We start from the raw sequence: 19,886 nt of genomic DNA, 5'->3' as shown, positions 1-19,886 counted from the left end.
CCCGGTCCCGCGCGGACCGGGCTCGTCCCACTCCGGTCACCCGTCGGCTCCGCGCGTGTGCCACCCTGTTGCGCGCAACCACACGCTATGGGAGGGGAGTACAGGTGGCCGCGCCACTGCAGCTGACACGGACACACCGGATTCTCGTCGGCGTGGTCGTCTCCGGTGCCGTCATCATCGCCGGGATCGGCTTCGCGGGTTCGTACGCGGCCGTCCGCGCGCTGGCCATCAAGAAGGGGTTCGGGGACTTCAGTTATGTGTTCCCGATCGGCATCGACGCGGGTATCTGCGTCCTGCTGGCGCTGGATCTGCTGCTGACCTGGATCCGCATACCCTTCCCCCTCCTGCGCCAGACGGCGTGGCTGCTGACGGCGGCGACGATCGCGTTCAACGGCGCGGCGGCCTGGCCGGACCCGCTGGGCGTGGGCATGCACGCGGTCATCCCGATGCTGTTCGTGGTCGCCGTGGAGGCGGCCCGCCACGCCATCGGCCGGATCGCGGACATCACTGCGGACAAGCACATGGAGGGCGTCCGCCTGACCCGCTGGCTGCTCTCCCCCATACCCACGTTCCTGCTCTGGCGCCGCATGAAGCTCTGGGAGCTGCGCTCCTACGACCAGGTCATCAAGCTTGAGCAGGAACGTCTCGTCTATCAGGCCCGCCTGCGATCCCGCTTCGGCCGCGCCTGGCGCCGCAAGGCCCCGGTGGAGTCGCTGATGCCCCTGAGGCTGGCGAAGTACGGCGTCCCCCTGGTGGACACCGCCCCGGCCGGCCTGGCGGCGGCCGGCATAGAACCGGCCCTCATACCCCCGTCGCCGGAGCCGGCCGCGGCCCCGGCGAGTCGCGCCGTGGGGACCGGGCCCGTCCCCCAGCAGGCGGCGCCTGTCGGTGAACCGCGCCCCGAGCTCGAGGGCCGGCAGCACCCCGAACAGCCCGTCCAGGCGGAGGACCCGCAGAGCCCCTGGTTCAACGCCCAGCAGCAGCCGGACTACCACGGCGGATACGACCCGGGCTACGAGCCGGAACCTCCCTACGTCGGCGACGAAGAGCACTGGCAGTTCTACGAGGGACAGCAGCAGGCGGAGCAGTACCAGAACCCCGCCCAGGCGATCCCGGAGCAGTACCGGAACCAGATCCCCGAGCAGTACCCGAACCCGGTTCCGGACCAGTACCACAACCCCGTCCCGGAGCAGCCCCGGGAACCTTCTCCGGAGGACACCGGGAGCTTCCCCATCCCCGTCTCCGGCAACCGCATGCGCGAGCTCGGCGAGGGCGGCGGCACACCGGAACCGGGCGAGGAGTCGTACTACCAGGTCTTCAAGCAGTCGATCAACGGCAGCTACCCGACACCGCGCGAGTTCATCGACAACGTCGAGGCGGAGTTCCGCATCAGCCTCCCCTCGGACGACGCCAAGCGCATGGTCAGCCGCTTCACGAACCGCCACACCGCGGAACTGGAAGAGGACCACATCGCATAACGCCCGGCGCGTACGACGACGGGGGCGCCCGGTGCCATCACCGAGCGCCCCCGTCGTCGTACGGCGGGTCCTACTCCCCGAGCAGCGTGCGCACCCGGTCCTGTCCCACCGCGAGCAGCAGGGTGGGCAGCCGCGGGCCGGTGTCACGGCCGACGAGCAGGTGGTACAGGAGCGCGAAGAACGACCGCTGGGCGGTCTTGATCTCCGGCGGCAGCTCCTTGGGGGTGGCGTCGGGCGAGAACCCGGCCTGCACCTTGGGCACGCCGTAGACGAGGTGGGTGAGCCCGTCCAGCGACCAGTGCTCCTCCAGGCCGTCGAGCAGCAGCCGCAGCGACTGCTGCGCCTGCTCGTCGAGGGACTTCAGCAGGTCGGTGTCCGGCTCGCCGCGGACGATGGTGCGCTGGTCCTCGGGCACCTGCGTGTTGATCCAGGCCTCGGCCTTGTCGTACCGCGGCCGGACCACGTCGAGCGAGGTCAGCGGGTTGGCCGGGTCGAGGTCGGACAGGATGCGCAGTGCCTGGTCCTGGTGCCCTGCGGTGATGTCGGCGACGGACGCCAGCGTGCGGTAGGGCAGCGGGCGCAGGGTGGCGGGCAGCGGGCCTGCGGCCGTGCCGGTCGCCCGCGTGTACCCGGCGACGTCCCCGGGCAGCGCCGAGTCGTCGGCGACCTTGCCGGCCAGCTTGTCCCACTCGTCGTAGAGCCGCTGGATCTCCTGGTCGAAGGCGATCTTGAAGGACTGGTTGGGCCTGCGGCGGGCGTAGAGCCAGCGCAGCAGCTGCGGTTCCATGATCTGCAGCGCGTCGGCCGGGGTGGGGACCCCGCCCTTGCTGCTGGACATCTTGGCCATGCCGCTGATGCCCACGAAGGCGTACATGGGACCGATGGGCTGCTTGCCGCCGAAGATCCCGACGATCTGCCCGCCGACCTGGAAGCTGGAGCCCGGGGAGGAGTGGTCGACACCGGAGGGCTCGAAGACGACGCCCTCGTAGGCCCACCGCATCGGCCAGTCGACCTTCCAGACCAGCTTGCCGCGGTTGAACTCGCTCAGCCGCACCGTCTCGGCGAACCCGCAGGCCGAGCAGGTGTACGTCAACTCGGTGGTGTCGTCGTCGTACGCCGTCACGGTGGTGAAGTCCTTGCCGCACCGGCCGCAGTAGGGCTTGTACGGGAAGTACCCGGCGGAGCCGGAGCTGCCGTCGTCCTCGGCGGCGGCGCCGGAGCCCTCCTCGGCCTCCAGCTCGGCCTCGTCGACGGGCTTCTGCTGCTGCTTCTTCGCGGCGGCCTTCGGCTTGGTCCGGTACTGGGCGAGGACCGCGTCGATCTCCGCGCGGTGCTTCATCGCGAACAGGACCTGCTCGCGGTAGGTGCCCGAGGTGTACTGCTCCGTCTGGCTGATCCCGTCGTACTCGACGCCCAGCTCGGCCAGCGACTCGACCATCGTGGCCTTGAAGTGCTCGGCCCAGTTCGGGTGAGCGGAGCCCTTCGGGGCCGGCACGGAGGTCAGCGGCTTGCCGATGTGCTCGGCCCAGGAGTCGTCCACGCCCGGTACGCCGAACGGGACCTTCCGGTACCGGTCGTAGTCGTCCCAGGACAGCACGTGGCGCACCGTGTACCCGCGCCGCCGGATCTCGTCGGCGACGAGGTGCGGCGTCATGACCTCCCGGAGATTCCCCAGGTGGATGGGGCCCGAAGGCGACAACCCGGACGCCACCACGACCGGTTTGCCCGGGGCCCGACGCTCCGACTCCTCGATGACCTCATCCGCGAAACGGGAGACCCAGTCGGTGGTCTCGGTGCTCTGAGCCACGATCGGCACGTCCTTCTTTCTCGAAGCAGCCGGCACGGTCAGACGGCTGACCGTTCCATTGTCCCAGGCAGGGCCACATCCGCGAAAACGCCTTTTCACGCCCGTGCCGCACCCTCAGGGACGAGGGGACGCGGGTCGCAGTTCAGTCGGCGAACGGAAAAATCGCTTTACCCCGCATGGGATACTGGCTGCGTCTGAACTATTCGCACGAGGAGAACGGCACCCACATCCATGGCCTCGGTCACGTCCCTCACCGCTTCCGTCCACCAGCGCCTCGCGAACGCCCTCTCGGCCACCCTGCCGGAGGCCGCCGACGCGGACCCGCTGCTGCGACGAAGCGACCGGGCGGACTTCCAGGCCAACGGGATCCTGGCGCTCGCGAAGAAGGCGAAGGCGAACCCGCGCGAGCTGGCGACCCAGGTCGTGGACAAGGTCGTCACCGGTGACGTGATCAAGGACGTCGAGGTCTCCGGCCCCGGCTTCCTCAACATCACGGTCACCGACAAGGCGATCACCGAGAACCTCGCCGCCCGCGCCGCCGACGCCGAGGGCCGCCTCGGCGTGCCGTACGCGGAGAACCCGGGCACCACGGTCATCGACTACGCCCAGCCGAACGTGGCCAAGGAGATGCACGTCGGCCATCTGCGCTCGGCGGTGATCGGCGACTCCGTGCTCAAGCTCCTGGAGTTCACCGGTGAGACGGTGATCCGCCGCCATCACATCGGCGACTGGGGCACCCAGTTCGGCATGCTCATCCAGTACCTGGACGAGCACCCGCACGAGCTGGACCACAGGGCCGCCGAGGTCACCGGCGAAGAGGCGATGTCGAACCTCGACCGGCTCTACAAGGCGGCCCGCAGGCTCTTCGACTCCGACGAGGAGTTCAAGACGCGTGCCCGTCGCCGGGTGGTCGACCTCCAGGCCGGAGACCCGCACACCGTCGCCATGTGGCAGAAGTTCGTCGACGAGTCGAAGATCTACTTCTTCTCGGTCTTCGAGAAGCTGGACATGGAGATCCGGGACCCCGACATCGTCGGCGAGTCGGGCTACAACGACATGCTCGCGGAGACCTGCCGCCTCCTGGAGGACTCCGGTGTCGCGGTCCGCTCCGAGGGTGCGCTGTGCGTCTTCTTCGACGACGTCAGGGGCCCGGACGGCAATCCGGTCCCGCTCATCGTCCAGAAGTCGGACGGCGGCTACGGCTACGCGGCCACGGACCTGTCCGCGATCCGCGACCGTGTCTTCAACCTGAAGGCGAACTCGATCATCTACGTCGTGGACGCCCGTCAGTCGCTGCACTTCAAGATGGTCTTCGAGACCGCGCGGCGGGCCGGCTGGCTGAACGACGACGTGAAGGCGTACCAGCTCGCCTTCGGCACGGTCCTCGGCAAGGACGGCAAGCCGTTCAAGACCCGTGAGGGCGAGACGGTCCGCCTGGTCGACCTGCTGGACGAGGCGATCGACCGTGCCTCCGCGGTCGTTCGGGAGAAGGCACAGGACCTGTCCGAGGTGGAGATCGCCGAGCGTGGGGCCCAGGTGGGCATCGGCGCGGTGAAGTACGCGGACCTGTCGACGTCGGCGAGCCGTGACTACAAGTTCGACCTCGACCAGATGGTGTCGCTGAACGGCGACACGTCCGTCTACCTCCAGTACGCCTACGCCCGTATCCAGTCGATCCTGCGGAAGGCCGGCGAGGTACGCCCGGCCGCGCACCCCGAGCTCGAACTGACCGAGGCCGAGCGCGCCCTGGGCCTGCACGCCGACCAGTTCGCGGAGAACGTGGCCGAGGCCGCGCGGGAGTACGCCCCGCACAAGATGACCGCGTACCTGTACCAGTTGGCGTCGCTGTACACGTCCTTCTACGACAAGTGCCCGGTCCTGAAGGCCGAGACGCCGGAGCAGGTGGAGAACCGGCTCTTCCTGTGCGACGTCACGGCCCGCACCCTGCACGCGGGCATGACACTGCTGGGCATCAGGACGCCCGAGCGGCTCTGATCCCGTTGCGTGACGCGGCCCCGCCGGACACTCCCGGCGGGGCCGCGTTCGTTTCCTGGCCGTCTACGGCACCGCTCCGTCAGCCCTCGTCGCGGGCGTACCACTGCGAGCCGCCGAGGGGGAAGTCGAAGCCGGGCCGCCCCGTGGCGCCGCTCGTCCGGAACGGCTTGCCGTGGTCGTCGATCCGGACGGTGCCGTGCCGTGAGCCGCTGGACCACTCCAGTTCCAGGTACCAGCGCACATCGTGCGCGCCGGTGCGGGCGAGGACCCGGAAGACCTCCGGGTCGGATTCGCTGACCTTGAACGGGAAGTCGCGCTGCCCCCGGGCGGGCACCGCCGCCGGACGGCCCGCGTCCAGGTCGACGCCGAACGCCTGCGTTCCCACGCCACCGCCGCAACCGACACCCATGGCGTAGTCGCTCCAGGCCAGGGGCGCATCCGACGAGATCACCCGGCCCCTCAGGTCCTCCAGGACCACGGTGGACGCGCCGGTGCCCTGCACCGTGAGCACCACGTACTGCTCCCCGGACGACACCGCGCCGAGCGCCGACACCCAGCCCGGCGCGTCCTGTTCGACGGGCGGCGGCGGTATCTGCTGCGGTGGCCGGTCGATCAGGTAGTGCTGGCTGCACGGCCCCTCCCAGGCGTACGGGCGGGTGTTGACCGTCAGCGGTACGGCGGAGACGTCGGCCGGGGCGGTCGGCGGACGGGTGCTCGGGGCCACGGATCCGGTGGCCCGGCCGGGGCTCCGCTTCCCGTCGGCCTCCTTGCCGGCGCCCTTGCCGGACCGCGACGGCGAGGGAGCCGTCGGCTCTCCGGTGCCGCCCTCGTCCGCGGTTCCGTGCCGTTCCACGGCCGACGACGCTCCCGTGGGGCTCTTGGCGTCGTCCCCTCCGAGGCCGAAGGAGGGCTGCCACGCGAGCGCGGCGGCGCCCAGCACCGCGAGGGCGCCGACCGGGACGAGCACCGTGGAGCGCAGACGCCGGCGGGAGCCGGGACGTGCGGGAGCTTCCGGCTCCGGACGGGCGGCGTCGGCCCGCTCGGCGGAACCTGCGCTTCCGGCTTCCGGAACAACGGACCCGGGGCCTGGTTCTCCGGTACCGCCGGGCTCCCGTTCTCCCGTACCACCGGGCTGGGACCCCGGCTCGACGGGGCGGGCCTCCCGGACGGACCCGGCGGCCGCCTTGTTCTTCCTCTCCCGCATCGCGTCGGCCAGCACCCATCGGCGGTGCAGCTCGACCAGTTCCTCGGGCGAGGCCTTGCAGAGCCGGGCCAGCCGCTCCACGGGCGCGTAGTCCGTCGGAACGACGTCCCCGTTGCAGTACCGGTGCAGCGTCGACGTGCTCATGTGGAGCCGCTTGGCCAGCAGCCCGTAACTCAGTCCGGAACGTTCCTTCAGTTCCCTCAGCAGCTGCGCGAACGTGTCCGCCGCATCGTCCCCCGACACCATTCCCCCGTTTCCCGCGTCCCGGTCCGGCGTTCCAGGGACACCTCGTTCTCCCAGGTCAGAGCCGCTGCGGGCGTTCCAGCGTCCCTGATGGCGCGCTGGTCGTGGCGGCCGGGACGGATCACCCCGCAGGCTCCATGCCATCCAAGCACGCCGCCCCCGCCGACCGGCCGGGCGGCTCGCACCGTCCCGAACCGCGAACGAGGAATCCAGTCATGCGCACCTTCCGCACCGCCCGCTCCCGCACCGGGCTGCTCGCCACCACCACCGTCGCGCTCGCGGCCCTGGCCCTGACGGCGTGCCAGAACGGCACCGGCACGCAGGACGAGGGCAGCGCGTCGGTGCCCGCCGCGTCGTCGCCCGCCCAGAGCCCCGCCGCACAGGGCGCCCCGGCCTCGACCACCGGCTCGAGCTCCGGCTCGTCGGCGGCGAAGGGTTCGGACACGGCGTCCCGCGCGGGTACGGGGACCGGCAAGGGCGCCACGGGCCGCGCCTCCGGCTCGGGTACGGGCCACGGGACCACGACCACGACGCCCGTCCTCTGCAACGGCGCCAACACCCGGGTCACCGCCCAGGTGGTGTCCCGTCCCCTCGACCACATGCTGATCACCGTCAAGAACACCGGCTCCCGGCCGTGCGACCTGACGTACTTCCCCTTCCTGCGGTTCGACGAGATGCAGTGGGCGCCCGGGGCGTTCGAGGAGAGCCGGCCGCAGGCCGTGACCACGCTCGCTCCCGGCGGGTCCGGCTACGCGGGCGTGCGTCTCTCCGCCGCCGACGGCAGTGGAGAGAACGGAACCACGGGCCACAAACTGACCGTCATCTTCCAGGGGCGCACCCCGCGCAGCGACGCGGGCCCCACGGCCACCGTGAAGCTGCCCGCCAAGGGCGTGTACTACGACAGCAAGCTGACCGCGACGTACTGGCAGCCCAGCGCGACCGACGCCCTCACCTGGTGAGGTCCCCAGGTGGTGCGGAAGCGAACTCGCACCACACCACCTTGCCGAGCTCCCGCTCGCCGACACCCCACTTGTCGGCGAGCGCGGAGACCAGCAGCAGCCCACGCCCGCCCTCGTCACCGTCGTCGGCCTTGTCGACGAGGTGCGGGACGCCACCCCCGCTGTCGTGCACCTCCACCCGCAGCAAGGCTCCGTCGTACCGCAGGAAGAGGCGGAAGTGGCGGCCGGGCGGCACCCCGTGCAGCAGCGCGTTGGTCGCCAGCTCGCTCACGCACAGCAGCACGTCCTCGCTGCGCCCGGCTTCGGCGAGGCCCCAGCCGGCCAGTGTCTCCCGGGCGAACCGCCGGGCGGCGGGGACGGCTCGGCGTTCGCGCCGGAAGAACCTCTCGCGCAGGGGCGGGAGTTGGATCGTCTCGTTCACAGGGCGAGTGTCGCGGAGAGTGACTACCGTGGATCACTGGGTGAGCCCGTACAGATTTTTTGTACGGGTTCGTTCGGGGTCGCGTACGGGCGGGCGTGGGGAGTTGGTCCAGCATGAACTCCAGGAAGCTTCCACGGAAGAAGAGCCTCTCGGCCATGAAGATGCTGGGGGTCCAGCTGGGCACCGCACGCCGTGCGGCCGGCCTGACCCAACGGGCCCTCGGGGAACGGCTGATGCTCGACGAGGAGACGATCGCCTCGATCGAACAGGGGAGGCGTCCGCTGAAGCCGGACCTGGCGGTGTTGCTGGATGAACTCCTGGGGACGAAAGGGTTGTTATCGGTCGGGGTGGAGAACCTGCCGGAGATCGACCAGTTTCCTCTGTGGGCTGAGCTGTACGTAGAACACGAGCGGGAGGCCATCGCTCTCTCCCTGTACGCCAACCAAGCCCTGCCCGGACTTCTGCAGACCGAGGCGTACGCACGTGCCGTTCTGCGCGAACGTGTCCCTGCGTATGACGCGGATGAGATTGTGACCAGGACCGCGGCCCGCGTGGGCCGCCGGGACGTACTCCATCGCAAGGTTCCGCCGACGGTGAGCTTCGTCGTCTGGGAACCGGTGTTGCGCCTGGCGATCGGCGGCCCGGAGGTGCACCGCGAGCAACTTCGACACCTGCGTGAATGCGCTGAACTTCCCGGCCTGTCCATGCAGTTCCTGCCACTGGTCAGCCCATCGCATGCGGGGCTCGACGGCCCCTTCGTTCTCCTGGAAACCCCCGACCACCAGCACCTGGCCTACATCGAGGGGCAGCGCGGCAGCCAGTGGGTCTCCGACCCGGGCGAGGTGTCCATCCTGGCGCGCAAATATGCGATGCTGCGAACTCAGGCCCTCACCGTCGAGGACTCCAGAAGCCTGCTGGACCGACTGCTAGGAGAGCAATGAGCACCACGCTTCAGTGGTTCAAGTCCACCTACAGCGGCAGCGAAGGCGGCGAATGCCTTGAAGTCGCCTACACCTGGCACAAGTCCAGCTACAGCGCTGACGAAGGCGGCCAGTGCGTAGAAGTCACCGCCTGTCCGCACACCGTTCACATCCGCGACTCAAAGAACCCCACCGGGGCCGTCTTCACCGTCTCTCCGGAGGCCTGGGCCGCGTTCACCGACTACGCGGCCCGCTAGGGGCGTTGTCAGAGGCTGGCCCTACAGTCACTCGCATGGCGACACTTCCCAATCCGCTGCCCCAGCTGGCGGCCGATCCGAGCGGACGCGCGCTCGGGCTTGAACTCCCGCCCGGGAGACTGATCGACGCCACGGACGAGGGTCCGTGGCACGAGCCGCTGCTGTGGCATGCCGGACGCACCGCGTCGTCCGGCAACTGGGCCCGGCTGGGCTCACCCGGGGCGCGGGCGGGGCTCCTTCCGGTGCTCGTCGACGTCGGCGGCGCCCAGGGCGGTCCCGAGGAATGGGAGTTGATGCCGGGCGAGATGTCGTACCCCGGAGATCATGACGCCGAGGAGGTGCTGGCCGACTTCTGGGGCGACGACGACACCGACGGCGAATTCGACGAGATGCTCGCCCCCTTCGGCCCGGAGTGGCCTGGTCTCGCCGCCGCGCCCCGGCTGGAGGCCGACCCCGACGCACGCGCGGCAGAGGTCGCGGACTCCCTCCTGGACGAGGGTTCCTGGTTCAAGGAGGCGCGCCTCGCCCTGGTTCCGGCCCGTCGCTCGGCCGACATACCCGCGGCGATCGGCTGGAGCGGGCCCCTGAACCACGAGAACGACACGGCCCGCATCTGTTCCGTGCTCCGCTCCTGGGAGGACCGCTTCGGCATACGGGTCGTCGCGCTCACCTTCGACCAGCTCGTCCTGTCCGTCGCCGCCCCGCCGACCACACAGGCCGAAGCCGAGGCGGTGGCCGCCGAGCACTTCGCCTTCTGTCCGGACAACATCGCCCAGGGGCATCACGAGACGCTCCAGGAGTACGCCGCGCACGAGATCGTGGGCCGGCGGATCTGGTCCTTCTGGTGGGACTGAGCCGCCTGCCCCGCCGCATCCTCTCCGGGCTGTAGGCACGAAGCGTTCCGGTCGGGCCCGCCGGGGCCGTCGAGCACGGCGTCCCCGGCGGCCGCGGTGCGCGGCGGCGGTCCCGTCGGCGCCGAAGACTCGGAAGCCGTCAGTCCGCTCGCCCTGCCTGGGGTCCCATGGGTACGCCGCTCGAAAACAGCTCTTTCGGGCACTTCCGGGACATAACCGCCTCATACAACAACCCTGTTTCGCCCTGCGGACGACCGCCGCCGGGCCCTAGCATGCCGCCCATGCTGCCGAGCGTGGACACGATCGACGAGTTGGACGCGATGCTCTCGGGCGAGGCGGTGCTGCGCCCGGCCGCCCTGGACCTGCTCGACCGACTGGGGCTCGTCGGACTGCCGGTACGGCGTCTCCGACGAGGGCTCCCTGCCCGTGTACGCGGTCGGGGGCGACCTGGTCCTGAAGCTGTATCCGCGCTTCGAGACGACGAAAGCCGTCCGAGAGGCACGGGTGCTGTCCCACCTCTGGGGGCAACTGTCGCTTCCCACTCCCCGGTTGCACGCGACCGACGAGTACGGCAACGGCTGGCGGTTCGTGCTGATGTCCCGGCTGCCCGGACTGAGTGTCGCCGAGGCCTGGCCGAGGCTCACGGCGGCGGAGCAGGACCGGATCGTGTCGGAGTCGGCCCGGATGCCGGCTTCGCTGCACGCGATGGACTTCAAGCCGCTGACGGATGTCGTGGGACCGACGGACTGGGCCTCGTTCCTGCGCCGCCGGCGCGCCGGGACGCTCGAGCACCACCGGGCCAACGGGGTGACCGAGCCCTGGCTCGGCCGGATCCCCGAGTTCCTGGACTCCGTCCCGCTGCCCGCCACCACCGGACTCGCGCTGCTGCACACCGAGTTCATGCGCGAGCACCTGACCATCGACATGCGCGACGGCCGCAGGCTGACCGGGCTGTTCGACTTCGAGCCGGCGATGATCGGCGATCCGGCCTACGACTTCGCGAGCGTGGGCCTGTTCGTCACCCGTGCCGACCCGCGCCAGTTCCGCCGTTTCTACGCGGCCTACGGACGCGCCCCGTACGACCCCCGGCAGCTGCTCGCGTACACGCTGCTGCACGTGTACAGCGACCTGCCGCTGTACCTGCACGAACTGCCCTCTCCGGCCGAACCACACCTGGACGCACTCGCCGAGAGGTGGTTCGGCACGGAGGGGTGAGCGGGACCCGGCCCGGCTAGGCCTTCCGGGCGGTGGCCGCGTACACGTTGATGTCCGCGTCGGTGACGTCGTTGATGTCGCGGTAGCGGACCTTCTCGATGTCGTCGAGGGTGGCGAGCTGCGCCGGGTCGACATGCTCGGGCAGGGGTGCCGCGCCGTCCTGGTGCCAGTGGTGGACCGGGACGACGCCCGGCTCGTCCAGAGTGACGCCGGGGGTCTCGGTGAAGAACCGCGCGACCTCGTCCTTGGAGCGCAGGACGAAGGTGAAGCCGCGCTCGGTGTACGTGCGCTGGACCGCGCGGATGTTCTCCGGGTTGAGGTCCTCGGTGAGGTGGCTGAGCACGAGCCGGCTGCCGGAGGGCAGCGCCTCCACCAGTTCGCGCACGATCGGGTAGGCCTGCTCGTCCTCGACGAAGTGCAGGACCGCCACCAGCACCAGCGCGACGGGCTGGTCGAAGTCCAGGGTCTTCGCGGCCTGTTCGAGGATCTCGGCGGGCGCGGCGAGGTCGGCGTCGATGTAGTCCGTACGGCCCTCGGGCCCGCTGGTGAGCAGGGCACGGGCGTGCGCGAGGACGACCGGGTCGTTGTCCACGTAGACGACCCGGGAGTCGGGGGTGATCCGCTGGGCGATCTGGTGGACGTTCTGCGCGGTCGGCAGGCCGGTGCCGATGTCGAGGAACTGCCGGATGCCGTCCTGGTCGGCGAGCCGGGTCACCGCGCGGCGCAGGAAGTCACGGTTGTGCCGGACGTCGAGGTAGCCGCGCGGGTTGGCGGCGAGTGCGGCGGCGGCCGCCGCGCGGTCCACCGGGTAGTTGTCCTTGCCCCCGAGGAAGACGTCGTAGACGCGTGCCGGGTGGGCCTTGGTGGTGTCGATCCGCTTGCGCAGCTCGGCCGGGTCACGGCTGAGGGCATCGCCGGGCATGGACGTCTCCCTGGTGGTCGGCGTAGGACTCGGTCATTGAAGGGGCAACCAAAGGCGTGGTCAACAACCTAACTCCTGTGGCGAGTTGGAAGTGCCCGGACTGACGGGGACGGAGACTCGGGACGCCTCCCGCGTCCCGTCCCGGTTTCCCGACGGACGTCGTTTCCCCACGTCAGGACGCACATCGTCATCCGGGCGTCCCGAAAACCGCGGCAGATGTGGCGGCCGGGCTCCCGCAGCGGTCAAGCTGTCCGGTAGCGAGGCTTCCGCTCCCGGTGACCGGTCGAGCGGCCGCGCCACCCCCCAGTTCCTGACGTCGAAGGGCCGACCCATGTCTGCTCGCACCACCGGTACCGCCCGTGCCTCCCGGACTCGACTGCTCGCCGCCACGGCCGTGCTCGCCGCCCTGGGACTCACGGCCTGCCAGAACGGGGAGGGCGTACGGGACGAGGGACCGTCCTCGGAGTCGACCCTCTCCGACGGCCCGGTCCGCGGCGCCGGGGGCCCCGGCACGGCGGCCCCCTGCTCGGGCGGCCACACCAGGACGACGGCGACCCCGGTCTCCCGTCCCACGGACCATCTGCTTCTGACGGTCACCAACACGGGTGCGACGAACTGCACGCTGACCGGCTACCCGAAGGCCCGCTTCGGCGAAGCGGACTCCTCGGCGCCGCCCGCGCGGGAGACGCGACCGCGCTCCGCCGTCACGCTCTCTCCCGGCGCATCGGCCTACGCGGGCGTGCTCCTGTCGGCGGCGGACGGCACCGGCGGACACGGCCGCACGGTGAAGACCCTCACGGTCGCCTTTCACGACGGCCACACCGCGCACCCGGCGCTCCCGGGCGAGGGCGTGCACGTCGACGACAAGGTGACCGTCACGTACTGGCTCTCGAACCGGGAGGCGGCCCTGACGTACTGACCGGCGGGCGTCAGCGCAGGCTGCGGGCGACCTCGGTGGCCCAGTAGGTCAGGATGTCGCGGGCACCGGCCCGCTTGATGCCGGTCAGGGCCTCGATGATCGCCCGGTCCCGGTCGATCCAGCCCTTCTCGGCCGCGGCCTCGATCATCGCGTACTCACCGGAGATCTGGTACGCGGCCACCGGCACGTCGACCGCGTCCGCGACCCTCGCCAGGATGTCGAGGTAGGGCCCGGCCGGCTTGACCATCACCATGTCGGCGCCCTCCTCCAGGTCGAGGGCGAGTTCCCGCAGGGACTCGCGCCAGTTGGCGGGGTCCTGCTGGTACGTCTTGCGGTCGCCCTCCAGGGACGAGGCGACGGCCTCCCGGAACGGCCCGTAGAAGGCTGAGGAGTACTTGGCGGTGTAGGCGAGGATCGCGACGTCCTCGCGCCCGATCTGGTCGAGCGCGTCCCGGACGACGCCGATCTGGCCGTCCATCATGCCGCTGGGCCCGACGACATGGGCACCGGCGTCGGCCTGCACCTGCGCCATCTCGGCGTACCGCTCCAGGGTGGCGTCGTTGTCCACGCGCCCCTCGGCGTCGAGCACACCGCAGTGCCCGTGGTCGGTGAACTCGTCCAGGCACAGGTCGGACATGACGAGCAGGTCGTCGCCGACCTCGGCCCGGACATCGCGCAGGGCGACCTGCAGAATCCCGTCCGGGTCGGTGCCCGTCGTCCCGACGGCGTCCTTCTTCGACTCCTCGGGCACGCCGAAGAGCATGATCCCGGAGATCCCGGCCTCCACCGCCTCCGCGGCGGCCTTCTTCAGGCTGTCCCGGGTGTGCTGCACGACGCCGGGCATGGACCCGACCGGCACCGGCTCACTCACGCCCTCCCGCACGAACGCGGGGAGGATGAAGTCGGCCGGGTGCAGCCTCGTCTCGGCGACCATACGACGCATGGTGGGTGTGGCACGCAGCCGCCGCGGACGGGAACCGGGGAAGGATCCGTACTTCGTCATGCTCTCTACGCTACGCCCGGCCCAGGGGTCCTTTTGCCGACGTGGTGTCGACCGGTGCGGACGTATCGGAGGCACGAGCCATCGAGCGGAACTCCCGCGGTTTCCGGGTGCCCTGGCCCTCGTCGGCAGCACCGTGCAGGGCGATGACGACACGAACTGCGCCGGCCCGGCACCCGGCTGCGAGGACTGATCGCCGGTCCAGCGCGAAGAACCCCTCCGACCGCATGTCACGGTCGGAGGGGTTCTTTCGCGTCCGGTCGCTTTCGGCCCGGCAGTGGCTCAGGTCGTCGTACGACGCCGCCGTGCCCCCGGCCGCCGCTCGCTCGGCCGCGTCACCGGATCCCCGGCCTCGTGGGCGGCGGTGCGCCGCCTCAGGCCGAAGTCCGCGAGCGCCTCCGCCAGCGCGTGTACGGACGGCTCCGGAGCCATGACATCGACGCGCAGGCCGTGTTCCTCCGCCGTCTTCGCCGTGGCGGGGCCGATGCAGGCGATCACCGTCACGTTGTGCGGCTTGCCCGCGATGCCCACCAGGTTCCGAACCGTCGAGGAGGACGTGAACAGGACCGCGTCGAAGCCGCCGCCCTTGATCGCCTCGCGGGTCTCGGCCGGCGGCGGCGAGGCGCGGACCGTCCGGTACGCGGTGACGTCGTCGACCTCCCAGCCCAGCTCGATCAGCCCGGCCACCAGGGTCTCCGTGGCGATGTCGGCGCGCGGGAGGAACACGCGGTCGATCGGGTCGAACACCGGGTCGTACGGCGGCCAGTCCTCCAGCAGACCGGCCGCGGACTGCTCGCCGCTCGGGATCAGGTCCGGCTTCACGCCGAAGGCCACCAGCGCCTTCGCCGTCTGCTCGCCGACCGCGGCCACCTTGATGCCCGCGAAGGCGCGCGCGTCGAGGCCGTACTCCTCGAACTTCTCGCGGACCGCCTTCACCGCGTTGACCGACGTGAACGCGATCCACTCGTAGCGGCCCGTCACCAGACCCTTGACCGCCCGCTCCATCTGCTGGGGCGTGCGCGGCGGCTCGACGGCGATCGTCGGCACCTCGTGCGGCACGGCCCCGTACGACCGCAGCTGGTCGGAGAGCGAGACCGCCTGCTCCTTCGTACGCGGGACGAGGACCTTCCAGCCGAACAGCGGCTTGTTCTCGAACCACGACAGCTGGTCGCGCTGGGCGGCGGAGGATCGCTCACCGACCACGGCTATCACCGGACGCCCGCCCTCGGGAGACGGCAGGACCTTCGCCTGCTTGAGCGTCTGCGCGATCGAGCCGAGCGTCGCGGTCCAGGTGCGCTGCCGGGTCGTCGTACCGGCGACGGTCACCGTCAGCGGCGTGTCCGGCTTGCGGCCCGCGGCCACCAGCTCACCCGCGGCGGCGGCCACCGAGTCCAGCGTCGTGGAGACCACGACGGTGCCGTCGGAGGCGCCGATCTCGGTCCAGCAGCGGTCCGTGGCGGTCCGCGCGTCCACGAACCGTACGTCGGTGCCCTGCGCGTCCCGCAGCGGCACACCCGCGTACGCGGGCACGCCGACGGCGGTCGCGACGCCGGGCACGACCTCGAACGGGACGCCCGCGGCGGCGCACGCCAGCATCTCTCCGGTGGCGTACGCGTCCATGCCGGGGTCCCCGGTCACCGCACGGACGACCCGCCTGCCGCCCCGCGCAGCCTCCATGACAAGATGTGCCGCATCCCTGAACGCGGGGACACCAGCGGCTGTTGACTCGCCGTCAACGACCGCTAGCTGAGGCGTGCCCGTGCCCGGATACGAACCCGTGGCGGGGTCCGGGTCCGTGTTCACGACGGCGACGCCTGCTCTGGCATGCGTGCGCACGACGTCGAGCGCCTCGTGCTCGCCGACGAGCACGTCCGCGTTCGCCAGCGCCTCCACGGCGCGCAGGGTGAGAAGTCCCGGATCCCCGGGTCCGGCACCGAGGAAGGTGACGTACCCGTGTTCAAGGCCGGCGGGAAGGGTGGTGGGGCTCAATGTGCTCGCTCCCCCATCAGACCGGCCGCGCCCTTGGCGAGCATCTCGGCAGCGAGTTCGCGACCGAGCGCCATTGCCTGGTCGTGCGTCTCGGGCACGGGACCGGTGGTGGACAGCTGCACCAGCGCCCGGCCGTCGGGGGTGCCGACGACGCCGCGCAGGCGCATTTCTTGGACAATCTGCCCGTCGGCCAACAGGTCGGCCAGCGCGCCCACAGGGGCGCTGCAACCGGCCTCCAGGGCGGCGAGCAGGGACCGCTCGGCGGTCACGGCGGCCCGGGTGAACGGGTCGTCGAGCTCGGCGAGCGCCGCGATCAGGTCCGCGTTGTCCGCGGTGCACTCGATCGCCAGTGCCCCCTGGCCGGGGGCGGGCAAAACCGTGTCGACCGACAGGAAGTCGGTCGCTTCGTCGATCCGGCCGATGCGGTTCAGTCCGGCCGCGGCGAGGACCACGGCGTCCAGCTCGCCGCTGCGGACGTATCCGATCCGCGTGTCGATGTTGCCGCGGATCGGGACCGTCTCGATGTCGAGGCCGTGGCCGCGCGCGTACGCGTTGAGCTGCGCCATACGGCGCGGCGAACCGGTGCCGATGCGTGCGCCGCGGGGCAGGTCCGTGAACTTCAGGGCGTCGCGCGCCACCACCACGTCACGCGGGTCCTCGCGTACGGGCACCGCGGCCAGCGCCAGCTCCTGCGGCTGCGTGGTCGGCAGGTCCTTGAGGGAGTGCACCGCGAGGTCGACCTCGCCCCTGATCAGGGCGTCGCGCAGCGCGGTCACGAACACACCGGTGCCGCCGATCTGAGCGAGGTGCTCACGGGAGATGTCGCCGTACGTCGTGATCTCCACGAGCTCCACCGGCCGTCCGGTGACCCGGCGCACGGCGTCCGCGACCTGTCCGGACTGGGCCATGGCGAGTTTGCTGCGCCTGGTCCCGAGCCTCAGTGCCCCGTCTCGGTGTGTGGCGTGCGCCTGCGGCTCACGTGGCTCACTCATGCTCGCCCTCGGTTCTCGGCGTTCTCGGTGTTCTCGGTGCTGTCGGCGTCCTCGGCCCGGGAGACGGAGGCGACCGTCTCGGGGTCCAGGTCGAACAGGGTGCGCAGTGCGTCCGCGTATCCGGCGCCGCCGGGCTCGGCGGCCAGCTGCTTGACCCGTACGGTCGGCGCGTGCAGCAGCTTGTCGACGACGCGCCGCACGGTCTGGGTGATCTCGGCCCGGTGCTTGGCGTCCAGGCCCGGCAGCCGCCCCTCCAGGCGCGCGATCTCGTTCGCCACCACGTCGGCGGCCATCGAGCGCAGCGCGACCACGGTCGGCGTGATGTGCGCCGCGCGCTGGGCGGCGCCGAACGCGGTGACCTCGTCGGAGACGATCCGCCGCACCTGATCGACGTCGGCGGCCATCGGCGCGTCGGCGGAGGCCTCGGCCAGGGACTCGATGTCGACCAGCTGTACCCCGGGCAGCCGGTGCACGGCCGCGTCGACGTCCCGCGGCATCGCGAGGTCGAGGATGGACAGCACGGGCGCGGGGCGGGGGGCCGGCACGACGGGTTCGGGGCGGCGGCGCTCGGGGATCCGGCCGACGGTGGCCGCGGTGGCGGCCAGCGCGGTGATGACCTCGGCCTCGGTCTCCGGGTCGAGCACGGCACTGCCGGCCGGACGGCCGCTGCGCTCCTTGTCGCCCTTGTCGACCCAGGCCGCGTGCTGCTCCAGCTCGGCGGCTCGCATCCCCGCGACGGCGGCCTCGCCGAGCACCGAGAAGCCGGCCGTGCCCTGCACGGCGGACAGGTCGAGCGGGCAGCCGTCCTCGGTGCCCAGGCTGGTCGGGGCGAGTTCGTCCCGTGCGGCGGCCTGGCCGGGCATCGACGCCACGGCCGTACGCGCGACCTGGGCGCCCTGTGCCGGGGCGGCCGGGGTGGCAGGGACGAGAGGGTCTGAGGGGCCGTCCACGCGTCCCTCGAGCGCCTCAGCGACCGCCTGCGCCGTCAGGACCAGACCCGTCGCGCCGGTGCAGGAGACCACGACATCGGCACGTGTCAGCTCGTCCGGCACCGTGTCCATCGGTACCGCACGTGCCGACACGTCCGTGTCGTCGCCCTCCGTCAGGATCTTCGCCAGACGCTCGGCACGCTCCAGCGTGCGGTTGGCGATCACGATCTCGGCGACCCCGGCGCGTGCGAGGGTCGCGGCGGCCAGCGAGGACATCGAGCCCGCGCCGATCACGAGGGCGCGCTTGCCCGCGGCCCAGGTCTCGACCGGCGCACCGGACGAGAGCTGCTCCAGGCCGAAGGTCACCAGCGACTGACCGGCGCGGTCGATCCCGGTCTCGGAGTGGGCGCGCTTGCCCACCCGCAGCGACTGCTGGAACAGGTCGTTCAGCAGCCGTCCGGCGGTGTGCAGCTCCTGCGAGGTGGCCAGGGAGTCCTTGATCTGGCCGAGGATCTGGCCCTCGCCGACGACCATCGAGTCCAGCCCGCAGGCCACCGAGAACAGGTGGTGGACGGCCCGGTCCTCGTAGTGCACGTAGAGGTGGGGGGTCAGCTCGTCGAGACCGACCCCGCTGTGCTGGGCGAGCAGGGTGGACAGCTCGGCGACACCGGCGTGGAACTTGTCCACGTCGGCGTACAGCTCGATGCGGTTGCAGGTGGCGAGCACCGCGGCCTCGTCCGCCGGCTCGGCGGCGACCGTGTCCTGGAGCAGCTTGGCCTGGGCGTCCGAGGCCAGCGCGGCCCGCTCGAGGACGCTGACCGGAGCGCTGCGGTGGCTCAGCCCGACGACGAGGAGACTCATGCCGGCATCACGGCGGGAAAGTCCCCGTCGGGTCCCTGGTCGGCGGAGTCCGCGGCGGTGGCCGGCAGGCCGTCGGGAAGGGCCTCCTCGCCGGCCTTGCGCTGCTCGTGGAAGGCGAGGATCTGCAGCTCGATGGAGAGATCGACCTTGCGCACGTCGACGCCGTCCGGGACGGACAGCACGGTCGGCGCGAAGTTCAGGATGGAGGTCACACCCGCGGCCACCAGACGGTCGCAGACCTGCTGGGCGGCCCCCGCGGGGGTGGCGATGACGCCGATGGAGACGCCGTTCTCCTCGATGATCTTTTCCAGGTCGTCGGTGTGCTGCACCGGGATGCCGGCGACCGGCTTTCCGGCCATCGACGGGTCGGCGTCGATGAGCGCGGCGACCCGGAAGCCCCGGGAGGCGAACCCGCCGTAATTGGCCAGCGCCGCGCCGAGATTACCGATACCGACGATCACAACCGGCCAGTCCTGGGTCAGCCCCAGCTCACGGGAGATCTGGTACACGAGATACTCGACGTCGTACCCCACGCCCCGGGTCCCGTAGGAGCCGAGGTAGGAGAAGTCCTTGCGCAGCTTCGCGGAGTTGACCCCCGCTGCCGCGGCCAGCTCCTCGGAGGAGACCGTGGGTACCGAGCGCTCCGACAGTGCGGTCAGGGCTCGGAGGTACAGCGGAAGCCGGGCGACGGTGGCCTCGGGAATCCCTCGGCTGCGGGTCGCCGGTCGGTGAGTTCGGCCAGTTGCCACGGTGCTCCTGCGGGTAGAGCGGGGCTGCAGGCGGTCACACGTCCCTGGACCGCCCCGTCGAATGCAGGCTATGTCTTTGTGAACGCGTGCACAAAGATTGTGTCCGATTTGCCCGGCCAACGTGACCGGGGTCACGCGCCCCCGCCGCATGGATGGGGAACCGCCGCGGGGG

17 protein-coding genes are annotated in these 19,886 nt (G+C 71.1%); 8 read left to right on the top strand and 9 right to left on the bottom strand.

The genetic code is table 11. The features are described from left to right. Positions 1–104 precede the first annotated feature (104 nt). On the top strand, positions 105–1,478 hold the full coding sequence (locus ABZ904_RS16495; protein ID WP_359405357.1) for a DUF2637 domain-containing protein: 1,374 nt from the start codon (positions 105–107) through the stop codon (positions 1,476–1,478). 70 nt (positions 1,479–1,548) lie between these two features. Here the strand turns inward: ABZ904_RS16495 and lysS are convergent, their stop codons facing one another. Further along, complete coding sequence (gene lysS, locus ABZ904_RS16490) at positions 1,549–3,294, bottom strand: lysine--tRNA ligase (protein WP_359405360.1); 1,746 nt, start codon at positions 3,292–3,294, stop codon at positions 1,549–1,551. A 222-nt stretch (positions 3,295–3,516) separates the two neighbouring features. Here lysS and argS point away from each other — a divergent pair, with 222 nt between their 5' ends. Beyond that, positions 3,517–5,280: an arginine--tRNA ligase gene (argS, locus tag ABZ904_RS16485; RefSeq protein ID WP_360990205.1), complete on the top strand. Its 1,764-nt coding sequence runs from the start codon at positions 3,517–3,519 to the stop codon at positions 5,278–5,280. Positions 5,281–5,359: 79 nt separating this feature from the next. On the opposite strand, the gene ABZ904_RS16480 is transcribed toward argS, so the two are convergent. Continuing rightward, on the bottom strand, positions 5,360–6,730 hold the full coding sequence (locus tag ABZ904_RS16480; RefSeq protein WP_360990202.1) for a helix-turn-helix domain-containing protein: 1,371 nt from the start codon (positions 6,728–6,730) through the stop codon (positions 5,360–5,362). Between the two features lie 212 nt (positions 6,731–6,942). Here ABZ904_RS16480 and ABZ904_RS16475 point away from each other — a divergent pair, with 212 nt between their 5' ends. Continuing rightward, a complete protein-coding gene (locus tag ABZ904_RS16475) occupies positions 6,943–7,686 on the top strand; it encodes a DUF4232 domain-containing protein (RefSeq protein WP_360990199.1) in 744 nt (247 codons plus the stop codon). On the opposite strand, the gene ABZ904_RS16470 is transcribed toward ABZ904_RS16475, so the two are convergent. Continuing rightward, positions 7,676–8,107: an ATP-binding protein gene (locus tag ABZ904_RS16470; RefSeq protein ID WP_359405372.1), complete on the bottom strand. Its 432-nt coding sequence runs from the start codon at positions 8,105–8,107 to the stop codon at positions 7,676–7,678. The genes ABZ904_RS16475 and ABZ904_RS16470 overlap by 11 nt on opposite strands. A gap of 113 nt (positions 8,108–8,220) precedes the next feature. Here ABZ904_RS16470 and ABZ904_RS16465 point away from each other — a divergent pair, with 113 nt between their 5' ends. The 4 genes from ABZ904_RS16465 to ABZ904_RS16450 all read left to right on the top strand — a co-directional run bounded on the left by ABZ904_RS16465 (position 8,221) and on the right by ABZ904_RS16450 (position 11,353). Continuing rightward, the gene (locus tag ABZ904_RS16465) at positions 8,221–9,048 is read left to right on the top strand and encodes a helix-turn-helix transcriptional regulator (RefSeq protein WP_361823833.1); all 828 of its coding nucleotides are present in this window, start codon (positions 8,221–8,223) and stop codon (positions 9,046–9,048) included. Then, entirely contained in the window at positions 9,045–9,284 is a 240-nt protein-coding gene (locus ABZ904_RS16460; protein ID WP_360990193.1) for a DUF397 domain-containing protein, read from the top strand. Before ABZ904_RS16465 ends, ABZ904_RS16460 begins: the two co-directional genes overlap by 4 nt. A gap of 35 nt (positions 9,285–9,319) precedes the next feature. After that, on the top strand, positions 9,320–10,138 hold the full coding sequence (locus tag ABZ904_RS16455; RefSeq protein ID WP_360990190.1) for a DUF4253 domain-containing protein: 819 nt from the start codon (positions 9,320–9,322) through the stop codon (positions 10,136–10,138). A gap of 426 nt (positions 10,139–10,564) precedes the next feature. Further along, positions 10,565–11,353 (top strand): aminoglycoside phosphotransferase family protein, encoded by a 789-nt coding sequence (locus tag ABZ904_RS16450; protein ID WP_360990187.1) that lies wholly within the window; start codon positions 10,565–10,567, stop codon positions 11,351–11,353. A gap of 16 nt (positions 11,354–11,369) precedes the next feature. On the opposite strand, the gene ABZ904_RS16445 is transcribed toward ABZ904_RS16450, so the two are convergent. Continuing rightward, a complete protein-coding gene (locus ABZ904_RS16445) occupies positions 11,370–12,275 on the bottom strand; it encodes an SAM-dependent methyltransferase (protein WP_359405387.1) in 906 nt (301 codons plus the stop codon). A 331-nt stretch (positions 12,276–12,606) separates the two neighbouring features. Here ABZ904_RS16445 and ABZ904_RS16440 point away from each other — a divergent pair, with 331 nt between their 5' ends. Beyond that, the gene (locus tag ABZ904_RS16440; RefSeq protein WP_361823828.1) at positions 12,607–13,194 is read left to right on the top strand and encodes a DUF4232 domain-containing protein; all 588 of its coding nucleotides are present in this window, start codon (positions 12,607–12,609) and stop codon (positions 13,192–13,194) included. A gap of 10 nt (positions 13,195–13,204) precedes the next feature. Here ABZ904_RS16440 and hemB read toward each other — a convergent pair whose 3' ends face one another. The 5 genes from hemB to ABZ904_RS16415 form a co-directional block, all read right to left on the bottom strand. After that, the gene (gene hemB / locus ABZ904_RS16435; protein ID WP_360990182.1) at positions 13,205–14,197 is read right to left on the bottom strand and encodes a porphobilinogen synthase; all 993 of its coding nucleotides are present in this window, start codon (positions 14,195–14,197) and stop codon (positions 13,205–13,207) included. A gap of 279 nt (positions 14,198–14,476) precedes the next feature. Then, on the bottom strand, positions 14,477–16,183 hold the full coding sequence (locus ABZ904_RS16430; protein WP_360990179.1) for a uroporphyrinogen-III synthase: 1,707 nt from the start codon (positions 16,181–16,183) through the stop codon (positions 14,477–14,479). Beyond that, a complete protein-coding gene (gene hemC / locus ABZ904_RS16425; RefSeq protein WP_359405399.1) occupies positions 16,180–17,175 on the bottom strand; it encodes a hydroxymethylbilane synthase in 996 nt (331 codons plus the stop codon). The genes ABZ904_RS16430 and hemC overlap by 4 nt, the downstream gene beginning before the upstream one ends. Continuing rightward, entirely contained in the window at positions 17,172–18,965 is a 1,794-nt protein-coding gene (locus tag ABZ904_RS16420) for a glutamyl-tRNA reductase (protein WP_360990174.1), read from the bottom strand. Before ABZ904_RS16420 ends, hemC begins: the two co-directional genes overlap by 4 nt. Continuing rightward, on the bottom strand, positions 18,962–19,714 hold the full coding sequence (locus ABZ904_RS16415; protein WP_359405405.1) for a redox-sensing transcriptional repressor Rex: 753 nt from the start codon (positions 19,712–19,714) through the stop codon (positions 18,962–18,964). The genes ABZ904_RS16420 and ABZ904_RS16415 overlap by 4 nt, the downstream gene beginning before the upstream one ends. Positions 19,715–19,886: the final 172 nt, after the last annotated feature.

Origin of the sequence: Streptomyces sp. NPDC046900, assembly GCF_040644975.1 — a bacterium.
GTDB lineage: Bacteria > Actinomycetota > Actinomycetes > Streptomycetales > Streptomycetaceae > Streptomyces.
This window is presented reverse-complemented; position numbering and strand designations above follow the sequence as displayed.

What these genes read in the sequence shown, in the direction of transcription:
- ABZ904_RS16440 (WP_361823828.1), top strand. Translation starts at nt 12,607, where the DNA reads ATGTCTGCTCGCACCACCGGTACCGCCCGTGCCTCCCGGACTCGACTG.
- ABZ904_RS16480 (WP_360990202.1), bottom strand. Translation starts at nt 6,730, where the DNA reads ATGGTGTCGGGGGACGATGCGGCGGACACGTTCGCGCAGCTGCTGAGG.
- ABZ904_RS16465 (WP_361823833.1), top strand. Translation starts at nt 8,221, where the DNA reads ATGAACTCCAGGAAGCTTCCACGGAAGAAGAGCCTCTCGGCCATGAAG.
- hemB (WP_360990182.1), bottom strand. Translation starts at nt 14,197, where the DNA reads ATGACGAAGTACGGATCCTTCCCCGGTTCCCGTCCGCGGCGGCTGCGT.
- hemC (WP_359405399.1), bottom strand. Translation starts at nt 17,175, where the DNA reads ATGAGTGAGCCACGTGAGCCGCAGGCGCACGCCACACACCGAGACGGG.
- ABZ904_RS16420 (WP_360990174.1), bottom strand. Translation starts at nt 18,965, where the DNA reads ATGAGTCTCCTCGTCGTCGGGCTGAGCCACCGCAGCGCTCCGGTCAGC.
- ABZ904_RS16460 (WP_360990193.1), top strand. Translation starts at nt 9,045, where the DNA reads ATGAGCACCACGCTTCAGTGGTTCAAGTCCACCTACAGCGGCAGCGAA.
- ABZ904_RS16455 (WP_360990190.1), top strand. Translation starts at nt 9,320, where the DNA reads ATGGCGACACTTCCCAATCCGCTGCCCCAGCTGGCGGCCGATCCGAGC.
- argS (WP_360990205.1), top strand. Translation starts at nt 3,517, where the DNA reads ATGGCCTCGGTCACGTCCCTCACCGCTTCCGTCCACCAGCGCCTCGCG.
- ABZ904_RS16475 (WP_360990199.1), top strand. Translation starts at nt 6,943, where the DNA reads ATGCGCACCTTCCGCACCGCCCGCTCCCGCACCGGGCTGCTCGCCACC.
- ABZ904_RS16445 (WP_359405387.1), bottom strand. Translation starts at nt 12,275, where the DNA reads ATGCCCGGCGATGCCCTCAGCCGTGACCCGGCCGAGCTGCGCAAGCGG.